The organism is Chthoniobacterales bacterium (assembly GCA_035274845.1).
In the GTDB taxonomy this organism is placed as follows: domain Bacteria; phylum Verrucomicrobiota; class Verrucomicrobiia; order Chthoniobacterales; family UBA10450; genus AV80.
The window spans coordinates 135,371-149,881 of the sequence record DATENU010000021.1; the positions used below are offsets into that span (position 1 = coordinate 135,371).

The following is a 14,511-nucleotide window of genomic DNA, read 5'->3' on the forward strand; positions in this document are numbered from 1 at the left end:
CGCCGTCCCATCCAGCAATTTCAGACACGAAACTGATCGAGCATTTCCCGGAGTGCGTCACCCAGTTGGAAAAGCGAATCGGTATAGCGATTGGAGGGGAGCGCATGCAATTCAGCCTGGGCTTCCCGCAAACAATCGTCTCCGGCATCGAGCGAAGATTTCAGGGCGCCATTTGGCGCGTCGATCTTGAGCAATTTGGTAATGGCGCCGGACTTTTCCTCGAGGATGAGCTCGCAGTACCGTTCGCGCTCGGTCGCCGGCGCCGAATGCAAGAGCATGAGAATCGGCAACGTCATCTTTCCTTTTCGCAAATCAGTTCCAAGCGTCTTGCCGATGTCGGCTTCATTGCCGGCGACATCCAGGCAATCATCGAAAATCTGATAAGCGCCGCCGATCTTGCGGCCGAAATCTCGGAGGGTCCGGATGGTTTCGGGATCGGCCCCGTTGAGGACCGCCCCCAGTTCGGCCGCAGCGGCAAAGAGCGAGCCGGTCTTCATTGCGATGATGCGCAGGTAATCGTCGATGCTGAGATGCAGATCGAACCGGCGTTGCGTCTGGATAATTTCACCGGAGCAAACGTCCCGGGCCGCGCGGGCAATGACGCGGCTGATTTCGGCATTGTCGAAATTGGTGGAAAGATTGAGCGCCTGGGCGAAGAGGCAGTCTCCCAAAAGGACGCTCAGGGAATTGCCCCACCGCGCGTTGACCGTGGGTTGGGCCCGGCGCCGTTCGGCTTCGTCCATGATGTCGTCATGCACGAGAGTCGCGATGTGGATCAGCTCCACGATGACGGCGAGGTCGATATGTCCCGAAGTAATCCCGCCGCTGACGCCCCCGCTGAGCAACGCCATCACTGGCCGGAGGCGCTTGCCGCGACTGCCGATGGCGTACGTCACATACCCTTCGACCGCGGGATCGAACTCGGCGGCCTGCCGGGCCACGCGCGCCTCGACTTCATCCAGTTCGGCCTGGACGCCGAGGACGACCCGCGCCAAAGCGCCGTCGCGCGAGGTAGCATGAGCCTTTGAATCAGCGAAAACTTCCACAAACGCAGGATAGAAGGACGGTCTATGGCTGTCAAAACAACAGGAGTAACTGGCATGGAGATCTCTCCACGGCTCGATGGAGACGGCCTGCCCTCAGGCCGTGGAGAGAACGCGACGCGCAAACCCACCGGCACGGTGGCGTGCCGTCTCCATGGCGCTCCCGTTACCGTCGCGTCAGCCACTCGTGAGTTGCATATTTCTTTTCCGCAATCTCCGCGGCTCGGTCGTCCAACTTCGGCGGGGGGGTGAACCGCTCGAATCGCGGACAAAGGAGGGCGGCGAAATCTTCGCGGAAACGGTCCGGCAAATCGTTTCGTTGGATACTGCCCTGGTGTAGAAGACCGGTGCGCGAGCGGCGATGGGCCGCACCTGCGATTTTGTGTCCGCCGCTGATCACATCCGCCCGGACCGCATTCGCGAAGCAGGCTTCGGAAATTTTTGGCGCCGCGCTGCCGGCCAGGAGCGCGTCCACGCCATTCGCCTGGAGCGCCCGGCAAATCGCGTCGTGCACCGCGGCGTAAACCTCGAGTGACGATCGCTGGAAAAATGAATGGTCGCGCGGAACTACGACGGAATAGGTCAGGTCCGAACCGTGCGGAACGATTCCCCCTCCAGTCCAGCGTCGAACGATATCGCGTCGCTCGGATTCCGGCGCGACTTCAGCGTAGCGTCCGAAATAACCGAAGGAGATTGAGGGGCGTCGCCACCTATAAAAACGCAGGACAGGCGTAGTGGAATCAGTGAGCAGCGCCTCATCCATCGCCATATTCAGCGCCGCCGGCTTCGGCTCGACGTCATCGAACACCTGCAATCCGTCGAGCATCGCTCCCGCTCAGGTAAGTTCCGCGAGGACTTGTTGGACGGCCGCCTTCGGATCCGCAGCCGCGACGATTGGGCGCCCAATTACCAAATAATCAGCCCCGGCTTCGATCGCGTCGCGCGGCGTCGCAAAACGCTTTTGATCCCCGGGCGACGAACCCGCCGGCCGAATTCCCGGCGTTACAATCTTGATCTTCTCGCCAAATTCGGCGCGCAGCATTTTGGCTTCATGGGGGCTGGCCACGAGTCCATCGATTCCGTTCGCGACGCCGAGCCGCGCCAGGCGCAAAACCTGTTCGCCGGTTTTCCCAGAAACCCCGGTCTCGGCGAGAGTTTCTTCCGCCGAACTGGTGAGCACCGTTACCCCAAGGAGCAGCAGGTCGTTTTTCCGCGCGGCGACGGCCGCCCGAACCATTTCGCTCCCGCCGCTCAAATGAATTGTCAGCATTTTGACGCCGAGCTCGCCGGCGGACTCAACCGCTTTCGCAACGGTGTTCGGGATGTCGTGCAACTTCAGATCGAGAAAAACCCTTGGGCCGAGATCGGAAATCGAGCGGACCAGCGCGGGCCCGTTGGCGGTGAAACTTTGCAGTCCGATTTTGAAAAAACCGACGTCCTGGGCGAGAAGCGACGCGAGTTTCAGCGCTTCCCTGGTGGTGGCGACATCGAGCGCCACAATAATTTTCTCGGCCAGGCGCGAATTCATTTTATGCTTCCGGAACTTTCGCGGAATTAATCGCACATCATGGAGATTTTGGCACCGGCGAAGATCAATCTGTCTTTTCGAATCAAAGGACGGCGCGCGGACGGTTTCCACGAAATCGAAACCCTCATGGCGCCCATTTCGCTCGCGGACCGGCTGACGATCGAGAGGGCAGGGGACGACGGGCGTATTCGCTTTTCCTGCGACGATCCTTCCCTGCCGGTGGGTGACGACAACCTGGCCGTGCGAGCGGCCAGACTTTTCCAGGAAACCACCCGGATTTCCGCTGGGCTCAGAATCGTTCTCGAAAAAAAGGTTCCGCACGGAGCCGGCCTGGGCGGTGGCAGCAGCGACGCCGCGTCGATCTTGCTCGGCCTGAACGAGCTTTTTGCTACCGGTCTCGACGCGACGAAACTGCTCGAGCTCGGGGCGCAGCTGGGTTCCGACGTTCCGTTTTTTATCGTCCGCTCGCCGGCGATTTGCCGTGGACGGGGTGAGATCGTCGTTCCGACCAACTTGCCCGCGCGTTTTCAACTGCTCCTGGTGAAACCGGCTTTTGGCGTTCCGACGCCGTGGGCTTACGGGAGATGGAAAGAATCCAGGGAGATTCCCGGCGTTGATTATTCCCCGCAGGAATTTGGCGGCGTCCGGTTCGTCAACGATCTCGAGCGGCCGGTGTTCGAGAAATATGTTTTTCTCGCATCCCTCAAGAACTGGCTTCGAGAGCAACCGGGCGTAGGCGCCGCCTTACTTTCGGGTTCTGGCTCGACGGTGCTCGCGGTCCTGCGCGAGAGCGCCGATGGAGAAAGCCTGGCGGCGCTCATCCGGCAGAAACTCGATTCGTCCCTGTGGACGCAGCTTTGCGCTACCTGATTCTCATTCGCCGGCGTTGCGGCGCAGACTGGCAGTGGCGTACTCGCGATTGAGTTTGGCGATGAAACTGGCGCTGATCGAAGCGGGGCAGACGGCTTCGCACTCATAGGTGTTGGTGCAGTTTCCAAAACCTTCCGCATCCATCGCGGTCACCATTTTCAAAACGCGCGCCGTGCGTTCCGGTTGCCCCTGCGGAAGAAACGCAAGGTGCGAGACTTTCGCAGCAGTGAAGAGCATGGCGGACGCGTTGGGACACGCAGCCGCGCACGCTCCGCAGCCGATGCAGGCCGCCGCTTCCATGGCGCGATCGGCGTCGTGTTTCGGAACAAGAGTCGCGTTCGCTTCCGGAGCCGACCCGGCGCGAGCCGCGATAAATCCGCCCGCCTGCACGATGCGATCCAGCGCGCTTCGGTCGACCACCAGGTCTTTGATGAGCGGGAAGGGTTTGGCCCGGAACGGCTCGACCACAATCGTGGCGCCATCTTTGAACCGCCGCATGTAAACCTCGCAGGCCGCACCCGGGTGATCGGGTCCATGGGCTTCGCCGTTAATCGTGAGCGAGCACGTGCCGCAGATCCCCTCACGGCAATCGGAATCAAACGCGATCGGCTCTTCGCCCTTCGCGATCAACCCTTCATTGACCACGTCGAGCATCTCGAGGAACGACGTGTTCGGCGACACGTTCGTCGCCTGGTATTCGACAAGTTTGCCTTTTGTCTTCGGATCCCGTTGCCGCCAGACCTTGAGGCGAAAGTTCATTTGTAGCTCCTCTGGGTTAGCTGCACGGTTTCGAACACCAGCGGTTCGCGATGGAGTTTGGGCGGCGCGATCGAGCCATTTCCCTGGAATTCCCAGGCAAAGACATCCGCGAAATTTTCGTCGTCGCGCAACGCTTCGCCATCCGGGGTCTGGTGTTCTTCGCGGAAATGGCCGCCACACGATTCATCGCGGGTAAGGGCGTCGGTGCACATAAGCTCGGCGAATTCGAGAAAATCGGCGACACGTCCGGCGCGTTCCAGCGATTGATTGTAAGCCTCGCCATCGCCGAGAACGCGCACATCGCGCCAGAATTCGTCACGCAACTGCGGAACCCGGGCCAGCGCTTCCTGAAGTCCGGCGGCGTTTCGGGCCATTCCGCATTTGTCCCAGAGAAGAAGGCCAAGCTCGCGATGAAACGAATCGACCGATCGTTTTCCATTTATCGCGAGCAGCTTTTCCGTCCGGGTCCGAACGTCGCTTTCCGCTTTGCGAAACTCCGGGTGATCGGTGGATGGGCGCTTACCGATCTGCGGAGCGAGGTAAGAGGGCAGCGTGTAAGGCAGGACAAAATAGCCATCGGCCAGGCCCTGCATGAGCGCGCTCGCCCCCAGGCGGTTCGCGCCGTGATCGGAAAAATTTGCCTCGCCGACCACATGCAGCCCAGGGACGTTGCTCATCAGGTTATAGTCCACCCAGAGTCCTCCCATCGTGTAGTGGACCGCCGGATAAATGCGCATCGGGCGCTGGTAGGCATTTTCGCCCGTAATCTTTTCGTAGATGTGAAAAAGATTGCCGTAACGTTCGCGGATCGTGTTTTCGCCCAAACGCGCGATCGCGTCCGCGAAGTCGAGATAAACTCCGCGCCCGCTCTCGCCCACGCCTCGCCCTTCATCGCAAACCTCCTTTGCGCTCCGCGATGAGATGTCGCGTGGCGCCAGATTGCCGAAGCTGGGATATTTTCGCTCGAGATAATAGTCACGCTCGGCCTCGGGAACCTGAGCGGGCGGGCGTTTGTCGCCGGATTGTTTCGGCACCCAAACGCGCCCGTCATTCCGGAGCGATTCCGACATCAAAGTCAGCTTGGATTGATTTTCACCGCTGACGGGGATGCAGGTCGGGTGAATCTGGGTGTAACAGGGGTTGGCAAAGAGCGCGCCTTTTTTGTAGGCGCGATAGGTGGCGGTGACATTGCAGCCCCGAGCGTTGGTCGAGAGATAAAAGACGTTGCCATAGCCGCCCGTCGCCAGAACGACGGCATCGCCGGAATGCGCTTCGATTTTTCCCGTGACCAGGCTGCGGGTGATGATCCCTTTCGCGTGCCCGTCGACCAGGACAAGATCGAGCATCTCGGTCTGCGGAAACATTTTCACGGCGCCCGCCGCGATCTGCCGGCAAAGGGCCTGGTAGGCGCCGAGAAGAAGCTGCTGGCCGGTCTGGCCGCGCGCGTAGAACGTTCGCGAAACCTGGGCGCCTCCGAAGGAGCGGTTCGCGAGCAAGCCGCCGTATTCGCGCGCGAACGGCACTCCCTGCTCGACGCATTGATCGATGATCAGATTACTGACTTCCGCGAGGCGATAGACATTCGCCTCCCGGGCCCGGAAATCGCCGCCTTTGATCGTGTCGTAGAAAAGGCGGAAGACGCTGTCGCCGTCGTTCTGATAATTCTTGGCGGCGTTAATGCCGCCCTGGGCGGCGATGCTGTGGGCCCGGCGCGGGCTGTCCTGGTAGCAGAAGCACTTTACGTTGTAACCGAGCTCGCCCAGAGTGGCCGCGGCCGAGCCCCCGGCCAGACCACTCCCGACGACGATAATCTCAAACTTTCGCCGGTTATTGGGAGCGACCAGCCGGGCGTGGTCCTTATGATTGGTCCATTTGTCAGCAAGAGGACCGGCGGGAATTCTGGCGTCCAGGCGGCCGATCATAGCTGTTGCGCCGGTTTCACGAGATGAAGAAGAACCGCGACCGGGATGGAGGTGTATCCGATGAAAATGAGCCAGGCGAAAATCCGGCCGGCGGTGGCGAGCTTCGGAGTCAGCTTCTTGTCGTTCAATCCGAGCGATTGAAAAAAGCTCGAAGTTCCGTGGCTAAGGTGAAGCGCGAGAAGGAACATTCCCAGGACGTAAAACCCCGAGACAAAGTAATTCTGAAAGCCGTAGACCATCATCGAGTAGACGTCGTAGCGATTGAGCGGGTCGGCTTTCAAAAGGAGAAAGCGTGGATCGGTCACCCGGACGGTGAAATGGGCGAGATGATAAAGGATGAAGGCAAGGACGATCAGCCCGCTCAAAGCCATGGAGCGTGAGGCGAAGGTCGCCTTCACATTGTCTTTTTTCTTGTAGGCCACCGGGCGGGCCCGCCGATTCTCGAGGGCCAGGCTGATGGTGTAAAAAATGTGGAGAAGAACATTCAGGAGGAGGAAACTACGGATCACCCAGAGAAAGGGACCGAGTTGCCGCAGATGCTCGGCATAGGAATTGATCCAGTCGGGACCGAGAAAAATCTGGAGATTGCCCAGGAGGTGGCCAAGCACGAACGCGATCAGGACCACGCCGGTGATCGCCACGATCATTTTTTTGCCGATTGAGGAGCGGTAAAATGAGGAAGACGCGGTCACAGGCTTGAGAAGCTCCAGCCGATCGGCCGCTGGATGCCTGAAATTAGAAGTCGGCCAAAGGGTGTCAAGCAATGCGCGGCGGATGGAACCGCTTAGGGCGCAGGAGAGCGGGCCACGATGGTCTGGAGCGAAACAACCTTGCGAAATGGAAACTCCGCGTAGGGCTGTCCCCCCCGCCAGTTATGATGACCCTGCGGCGAAAGAAAAAATGTTTCCACATCGGCCCGGAGCTGCTCCACCAACTGCGCGATCGGCTCAGGCGCGGTCTGTCCGCCCAGCTTTTGTTGCTCCGTGAGAATTGCTTGCGCCACGGTGAGGTCGTGCGCGTCGCCAATCCCCTGGAGAATGAAATCGAAACAATGAATGGAGAAGCCGTTGGGCGAAAGAAATTCCGCAATGGCCTCGAAACAGTTGGTGAGCGCGGGCGGTGGAAGGTGCTCGAGGACGGAGACCGAAAAAATCGCGTCGAAAGAGCCCGGCGCCAGGCCGCCCATTCCGGGGCGAAAATATTCCCGGCGAATTTTGACGTTCGGATACCGTTCGACGTATTGCTGATAATCAGTCGGGCCGTTTCCGAATCCGTCGTACGGATCGACGAGCGTGACCTCATAACCGAGCTCGTTGAGGAATCCGCTAACGATTGGTTGGCCGCCGCCGATTTCCAGAAGCCGCGCCGGTGGCGGCACATTCGCAAGCAAAGCTTTTACGGCCCAGGGGCGTTGCACATTTTTCAGATCGCCGTCCATGGCCGTGACCTGGGGAAGCTCGTCCAGGCTTTCGCAGTAATCGCGGACCGTTGCGTACGACGTCCCGGGCGGATGGGGCGATTGCGAGAACCGCGCGACGACTTCCGCCGCGGCGGCCGGATTACTTCGAAACCGTGATGGCGGGGACATCTGTCTGGGTTTGCTTTTGCGATTGGGCGGAGACGTCGGCGTAAAAACGCGCCAGGGCCCCGGCGTTGTTTCTCCAGTTGAAATTCTTTCGGCAAAACTCGGTGGCTCCCGCGGCCAGGCGTTCGGCCAGCGATTTGTTTGCGCGCAGGTGGCGAATCGCGTCGACAATGCCGAGCGCGTCAACTCTTGGCAGCACCAGCGCCTCTTCTCCATCGCGAACGAAGCGGCCGACGTTGCAGTTGGGAACGATTACCGGTCTCCCCATGGCGAAAAATTCCGGGAGTTTTCCGGGCAACCGGAATTCGTTGAAGGCATTGTCAGCTCCCGGTTGGACCAGGACATCCGCGAGGCTGAGAATCGCCGGGATTTCCCGGTATTCGACGTATCCCAGGGGGATAGAAATCTTCTGCGCCCATTCTTCGTCCGGGCCGAGGAATGGGTTGAAATCGCGGCCGGTGCGGACCAATCTCGCGGGAATTCCTTCCCGATCCAGGATGGCAGCCGCCAGGTAGAGGCTGCGAACGTCGCGCGCATTGGCGGAATGGACGTTGCCGGTATAACAAAGGACGACCGTCCCCTCCGACAATCCGAGCTGCGCGGGCAGTTCCGGATCTCGCGGCCGCGGAAAGAAAAGCTGGTCGTCGGCGCCCGGCCAAAGGACGAGCTTCGGGATCTCAGGCGGCACGAAGCGGTCGAGGCGATCCATGATCAGGGTTACGCCGGCCGCGGAAGCGATGAACGCGCGATAATGTCGCGGATGGGAAAGATTCGCGGGAATCTCCACGGACCGCGACCGCGCCAGCTTTTCAAAGGAGGTGCCGAGATTCACTTCGAGAATCAGCTCTTCGTTGTCTTCGAGATGAACAAAGAGCGAGAAGGTGCAGAAGCCGGCGAGTTTTTCGCAGAAGAGGCGAACGTTTTCGCGCGGCGTCCAGGCATGGACCACGTCGGGCGAGCGGCCGTCGGGAAAAATGCGGGTCCAATCTCCGTCTACCTGGGGGAAGCGATGGACGGAATAATTTTGGTCGCCTAGTCCAGTCCCGCTGTCGCGGCCATCTGGAAAGGCGACGGCGGTGGAATGGCCGAGGGCCGCGAGCTGATTGGCAAAGTTATGGACATGGACAGCGCTATTGGCGCTGAAGTCGTGGTAAAGGACGAAGAGGATGTTACTCACGCGGAGCGGCGGCTGTAATCGCCGCATTCCAGGTTGAGATTGGGATTGTAGTAGGGGTCGCCGCGCTCGATGACCTCTTCCCATTGATCGAGGAGAAGCATGCGGTCAATCATGTCGTAGTAACTCTGGCGCGAAACGGATTCGTGATGGAAGAGGAGCGCTTGCGGTGTGTAAATGATGCGCAAACCGCGCGCCCGCAAACGCAGGCAGAGATCGACGTCCTGATAAGCGGTGAAGAAATGTTCGTTGAAGCCGCCGATCTCTTCGAAAAGCGATTTCCGAATCATGAGACAGGCCCCCGTGACGGCGGACACCTCCCGCGCGCAAAGGAGACTGCCGGCATAGCCATCCACTTCGATCGGAAAACGTCGCATCGTGTGGTCCGCCGTTCCTCGCATTCCGAGCGCCACGCCCGCGTGCTGCACAGTCCGGTCGGGATAGGCGAGAAGCGCTCCGGTCGCTCCGACATCGTTTTGTTCCGCGTAGTAAGCGAGCTGTTGCAGCCAATCGGCGGTAATGACTTCCGTGTCGTTATTCAAAAAAACCAGGAGCTCGCCGGTCGCGGCTGCAGCCCCCTGGTTGTTCGCGCGGGAAAAATTAAACGGGTTAGGGAAGAGGATCCGGCGAATCGGAAATTCTCTCATGAGGGCCAGCGCACTCTCGTCCGTGGTCTCGTTGTCCATCACGATCACCTCAAAATCCGGGTGGGATGTCGTGGCGAAAATGCTCTTGAGACAACGCCCGAAAACATCCGGAGCATCGCGGGTGGGAATGATGATGCTCACTCGGCGCAATCTTTCCCGGTTTGCGGGGACGAAGTTGAGCCGATGCGGCAGCTTCGATTGCTCCGCTCGCGCGGCCAGGCCCATTCGCTCCAGATGGGCGTTCACCGCCCGCGCCTGCAACGCTCCGAGGTTTGGTTTCGCGTCCGTCGTTGCCGCAATGCTTCCGGGGGTTTTCCGCCAATGGTAAAGCACCTGCGGGATATGCCCGATACGAGGCCCCATCTCGCTTAGCCGGAGCATGAATTCGAAATCCTGGACGCCGTCGAACGCCGAATCGAAGCGCGTTTTCCGGGCAAGGTCGCGGCGGACGCAAAGGAGATGACCGACATACATGACGCCGCGAAAATATTCCGGGGACCAATCGGGTTTGAAAAACGGTTCAACCAGATCGCCCGTCGCGTCTTCGATCTTGTCCTCGTCGGAGTAAACAACGTCATCGCCTTCGCGCAGCTTTTCCTGCATCGCTTCGAGCGCGAAGGGATGGAGCAAATCGTCGTGATCGAGGAAGCAGACGTATTCCCCCCGGGCCAGCTCGAGCGCCTGGTTGTTCGCCGCGCTGATGCCGGCCTTCGCCGAAAAGCAGATCCGGACGCGTGGAGAGATGCGGTCGAGTAGTTCGAGAAGTTTTCGCGTCTGGGGATTCTCCGAGCCATCATCGACGAGGCACCATTCCCAATCGGCGATGGATTGGTTGAGCAGGCTCAGGGCTGCTTCCGCCAGCCATTCCGGCTTCGAGTTGAAGGTTGAAGTCAAAATGCTGAAGAACGGAGCGTCGGAGGTGGCCCGCTGCGCGTGTTTGTCGAAGGCAGGCTGAAGAAGTTCGAAAGCCTTGGCCGCGGAAAGTGAAGGCAGCTTTAGAATTCGCTCAGGAAACCTGGCATCTCCCGCGGATTCTTCCTCGAAGGTCGCGTCTCCTTCTCCGGGTTCTCTTTCCAGCTCATGCTCGAAGAACGGTTGCCACTCCGATCCCTGCTCGATCATTTCCAACCGCACCATCGATCGTCCCGGGGGCACTCGGAGTTCGATAGTGAAACCGCTTCGGCTGGCCAGGGGCCAGTCGCCGAAGGACCCGGCTACGTCCCGCCGCTCGAGTCCGTAGCGCGCCAGCCGGCCTTTGCGTCCGATTTTCGCCCGAACGCCGGCGATCTCTTTTCCGCTCCGCGAAAAGCACCATCCTTTGATCAGCAGAATCTCGCGGCTCGTTTTCCATTGTTTCGGCAGGTCGAGGGCGAACGCGAGATCCCGGTTGTCGATGCGATCCGGTTTCTCGGAACGATGGAAGAGTTTCCAGATCGGCTTGATGATTTTCCACGCGGCCGAGTGTTGGATTTGCTCGAGCAAACGCTCCCGGCTTTTCAAACGGGCGGTCGCATCCGCGCGTTTTACTTTCAGCGACCAGACTTCCTGTTCCGCGCGTTCGAGCTGCGATTCCACTCCGGCCACGCCAGTCTGGAGAAGACGGGCGAGTCTTTTCGCTGTGGCCAGATGGCGATGGGCAGAATCGAGCGCATCCCCGTCCGGGATGCGTTTTTCTTGCGAAGGCTTTGCCGCCTGCCGGCGCAGGTCCATGAGCGAACGCTGGAGTTGCTCCAGCTCCGCCGTTAACTCCAGCAAGTATTCGTTCTGGTCAGGCACGAGAGCGGTGGAGGCCCTGTTGTCTTGGCCAGACCGGAATCACGCCTGGCGGGGTTTGGATTTGAAGACGATTCCGAGCCACAGCAAGAGCGAAACTATTCCGATTGCCGATATCCACAACGAAATCGTCAGGTGCCGCGGCCAGTAGGAAAAGGAGAAGGTGTAATAGCCCGGCTCGGGAAGAAAAATGCCGCGAAAGGCCGCGTTGACTCGGAAATAATTTGCGGGTTTGCCGTTCACGAGCAGTCGGAAATCGTTTTCCGCGTAGGGTTCGGTCAAAACCATCACGCCTCTCTCCGGCGCGTTAACTTTGAAGGAGGTGCTGTTACTCGTAAATCGGTAGCCGATTGCCTGGACGAGGCGCCGGTCGGACGAAGGCGAAGGGTCCTTGAGCGTCCCTAATTCAGCCTGCCTGGCCATTTCCTCATTTGGGACCGCCGCGAACGGTTTTCCGTCGCCTTCTTTCAACAGCTTGACGAAATCGCTATCCGTCTCGTAAGGCGTCACCCGATTTGTGAAAAAGGCGCGCGGCCACGTCTTGCTGGATTCGAAAATATTCAAGTCGAGAGAGGTGATCTTCTTCAACGAAGTAGTCATTTCCGCCTGGCTCTCGGGGCCGCCGAGAAAATAGCGGACGTTGAGCATATCGAAGAGAGGCAGGTCGTTTGAAAGTTGATCGTCAATCGGGCCGATCTGGGAACTACAAAAGAAAAGCTTCGCTCCGGAAGCATCGAGCAACGATTTGTAGTATTTGTTCAGCAACGGATCCGGGCCGTCGATCTGCTCGAGGCCAATGGCTCCGCCATAGCCGGGGAACAGATTATGGTCGAAACCGGCGCTTCGCGAAGGCTCAGCGGAGCGCTCGGCGATCATCTTAACGGCAGGAGATTCAGCGAGAAGATCAGTCCGCTGTTGCGGGTTCATGACGTAGGGGTCGAACGGCGTTCTGGCGTGCATTCCCTGCTTCCAGTGGATGAGGACGAAGAGGAGAACCAAAGAGAACATTCGCCAAAGCTGGGCGCGATTTCCGGTAAGGAGCCGCCGGCCCAGCCATGGGCCGAGAGTCACGGCTGCGACCAGGAGAATGGTATAACCCCAGAAGAAGTTCGATTTTGGAATCTGCTCGCCGATCTGAAGCAACGTTTTCGTGGAGCGTTGGGCGGCTTCGGTCGTTCCAAAATACGCGGCCAGCAGGATGGCCAAGGCAATCAGGAAACGGACGTAGGTTTGCCGGAAATCGGGCGTGCGACCCTCCTCCCAAAAAACTTTGATGCCGCAACCGGCCAGGAGAAGCAGGCAGATGATCGCCACGCACGAAAATGTGTTGTCGATGTGGTAAATATTTCTGAGGAACGGAATCCGAACGATCAGGGAGGGTGGAACGATCCCAAAGACGAACGCGAGGGCAGCCAGACACGTGATGCCGATTCCCCATACGAGCCGCGGACGATCGATCCGGTGCCGGCTCAGGCAAAACCATAAGACTCCTGTGAGGACTAAAAAGTTCGTTGAAGGATCAAGGTGAAGTTCGTTGGCGTTGAATTGCCGGTAAAAGATGTCGTCGAACAATCCGATCAACAGGGCCGGCGAAATCTGAAAGGCGCCGCCGGTGTCGTAAACCGTCCACGAGGTCCGGACGGTATGGAGAAAAGTCAGCCAGACCGGCGTGGCGATCAGAAGGAAGAGGGCCTGGGCCGCGAGCGCCTGGAGCAGTTTCGCGATTCGCTCTGTCTTCGAAACAGCCAGAAGAAGAGTGAGACAGCCGCAAAGGTTGAGGGCGAGGAGGAGGACATAAGCTTCCTTGACGGTGCCGCTGTTCATGACTGTCCAGTTGGCCAGGACCATCATTCCGAGCCAGAGGGCGGAAGCGCGGCCGCGGGGCGCGTCGATCAATCTTAACCAGCAAAGCAACAGCGACGGCGCATAGCACATACTGAAGAATGCCGGGTGGGAGTATCGATAGGCGAAGAAGCCGATGAACGGCGCGGATGCGGCGATGAGCGCCGCCGCGGGAAGGTGCCGGGTGAGCTGAAACACGCAAAGTCCGAGACACGCCGCAAAAAGAAACTTCGCCAGGAGGTACTTCAGGTCCCAGGCGCCGGACGCGCCTTTGGCGAACAGGACAAGAAAATGAAGCGGATCGCCAAACATCGATTGCCCCTGGCCAAGGAGGGGAAGGCCGGCGCAATCGTAGCGGTTCCAGAGAGGCAGCTCGAAGTCTTTGAACAATGACCGCGCCTCTACGACAGATGTCGGCCACGAATACCACATCGGCGCCCCGAGATCGGCGCCTTTCTCGTCGTCTGTCCCCCTCTCCGTGGAACCCGGCACGGTCGGCATCCCACCGTAGAGAAGATAGGTGTGGCTGTGATTATTTGGAGAAAGGAAACTCTTTCCGAAAAAGACGATCGGATAACAACTGGCCACCACGGCGAGAGCTGCGGTAAGGAGGAGAAATTGCAGGGGATGAGCCGATCCCCAGGTCGCTACCGCCTTGCTCCAAAGGGTTGCTCGCGGCCTTATCTTTGAAGCGAGGAAAGGAGCGGCCAGCAAGGCCAGCGCTGTCGCGAAAAAGAAGGAGACAAGAAAACGCCGTAGATTTGTGCCGAAAGAAGGCGTGGCAAAGCTTTGCAGCAGGAGAGGCTCGTCCAGTTCCAGGGTCAGGATCGGATCGTCGGCGTTGGGTGGGGTGGCGAGGCTGACGGCTGTTTCGGTGACCCCGAGCAACTCGATCTGTTGTGAGACTTTGATCTGCGCCGGCGGGATGGCTCGGAAGAGATTTCCCGACCGATCGACAATGCGGGCATTGGATAACCTCATCGTGTTCTTCGCCCGATCGGTCGGATCGAATCGAAAGCTTGAAAATCGTCCCACCGGCAACGGAAACGTGTACTCGACATCGTGATTATCGCCTTCCACCGGGAGGCGAACCGAATTCAATTCGTTGATGCCGGAACCAGTGTCGTAGTAGAGCTGGGCAAAACCGGAGAGCGCCGAACGCATCGTGAGCTGGAAAGAAAAAGCGGGCGTTTGAGGCCGCGGCCAAAAGGTGAAGGCGGTGGCGGCAAGGAGGCCTACCGCCAGGGCCGGGGCGAGTCTGGATCGGACGAACAGGGAATTAATTAGAGGTCGACTCCTGGAGGAGGCCGCCGGGACGTCGGCGTTGGAGTTTTGTGGCACGGGCGCGCAGCCTAGTAAGGGACGCGC

Annotated in this window: 11 protein-coding genes; 1 reads left to right on the forward strand and 10 read right to left on the reverse strand. The window is 59.3% G+C overall.

Translation table 11 applies throughout. The features are described 5' to 3' along the window. Positions 1–20: 20 nt before the first annotated feature. The 3 genes from VJU77_15840 to pyrF all read right to left on the reverse strand — a co-directional run bounded on the left by VJU77_15840 (position 21) and on the right by pyrF (position 2,571). Positions 21–1,046, reverse strand: coding sequence for a polyprenyl synthetase family protein (locus VJU77_15840; GenBank protein HKP04824.1), 1,026 nt, complete (start codon positions 1,044–1,046; stop codon positions 21–23). Between the two features lie 163 nt (positions 1,047–1,209). Next, a complete protein-coding gene (locus VJU77_15845) occupies positions 1,210–1,869 on the reverse strand; it encodes a hypothetical protein (protein HKP04825.1) in 660 nt (219 codons plus the stop codon). Positions 1,870–1,878: 9 nt separating this feature from the next. Beyond that, positions 1,879–2,571: an orotidine-5'-phosphate decarboxylase gene (gene pyrF, locus VJU77_15850; GenBank protein HKP04826.1), complete on the reverse strand. Its 693-nt coding sequence runs from the start codon at positions 2,569–2,571 to the stop codon at positions 1,879–1,881. Between the two features lie 39 nt (positions 2,572–2,610). Here pyrF and ispE point away from each other — a divergent pair, with 39 nt between their 5' ends. Continuing rightward, entirely contained in the window at positions 2,611–3,441 is an 831-nt protein-coding gene (ispE, locus tag VJU77_15855; GenBank protein HKP04827.1) for a 4-(cytidine 5'-diphospho)-2-C-methyl-D-erythritol kinase, read from the forward strand. Positions 3,442–3,444: 3 nt separating this feature from the next. Here the strand turns inward: ispE and VJU77_15860 are convergent, their stop codons facing one another. From VJU77_15860 to VJU77_15890, 7 genes are all read right to left on the reverse strand, one after another. Beyond that, entirely contained in the window at positions 3,445–4,200 is a 756-nt protein-coding gene (locus VJU77_15860; GenBank protein ID HKP04828.1) for a succinate dehydrogenase/fumarate reductase iron-sulfur subunit, read from the reverse strand. Then, positions 4,197–6,122: a fumarate reductase/succinate dehydrogenase flavoprotein subunit gene (locus VJU77_15865; protein HKP04829.1), complete on the reverse strand. Its 1,926-nt coding sequence runs from the start codon at positions 6,120–6,122 to the stop codon at positions 4,197–4,199. Before VJU77_15865 ends, VJU77_15860 begins: the two co-directional genes overlap by 4 nt. Continuing rightward, positions 6,119–6,814, reverse strand: coding sequence for a succinate dehydrogenase cytochrome b subunit (locus tag VJU77_15870; protein ID HKP04830.1), 696 nt, complete (start codon positions 6,812–6,814; stop codon positions 6,119–6,121). The genes VJU77_15865 and VJU77_15870 overlap by 4 nt, the downstream gene beginning before the upstream one ends. Before the next feature lie 92 nt (positions 6,815–6,906). Next, positions 6,907–7,710 carry a methyltransferase domain-containing protein gene (locus VJU77_15875; protein ID HKP04831.1) on the reverse strand — a complete coding sequence of 268 codons (804 nt, stop codon included), beginning with the start codon at positions 7,708–7,710 and terminating at the stop codon, positions 6,907–6,909. After that, positions 7,682–8,911, reverse strand: coding sequence for a glycosyltransferase family 4 protein (locus tag VJU77_15880; GenBank protein ID HKP04832.1), 1,230 nt, complete (start codon positions 8,909–8,911; stop codon positions 7,682–7,684). The genes VJU77_15875 and VJU77_15880 overlap by 29 nt, the downstream gene beginning before the upstream one ends. Continuing rightward, positions 8,881–11,304: a glycosyltransferase family 2 protein gene (locus VJU77_15885; protein ID HKP04833.1), complete on the reverse strand. Its 2,424-nt coding sequence runs from the start codon at positions 11,302–11,304 to the stop codon at positions 8,881–8,883. The genes VJU77_15880 and VJU77_15885 overlap by 31 nt, the downstream gene beginning before the upstream one ends. Before the next feature lie 39 nt (positions 11,305–11,343). Beyond that, positions 11,344–14,307, reverse strand: a complete 2,964-nt coding sequence (locus tag VJU77_15890; GenBank protein HKP04834.1) for a hypothetical protein — start codon at positions 14,305–14,307, stop codon at positions 11,344–11,346. Between the last annotated feature and the right edge of the window lie 204 nt (positions 14,308–14,511).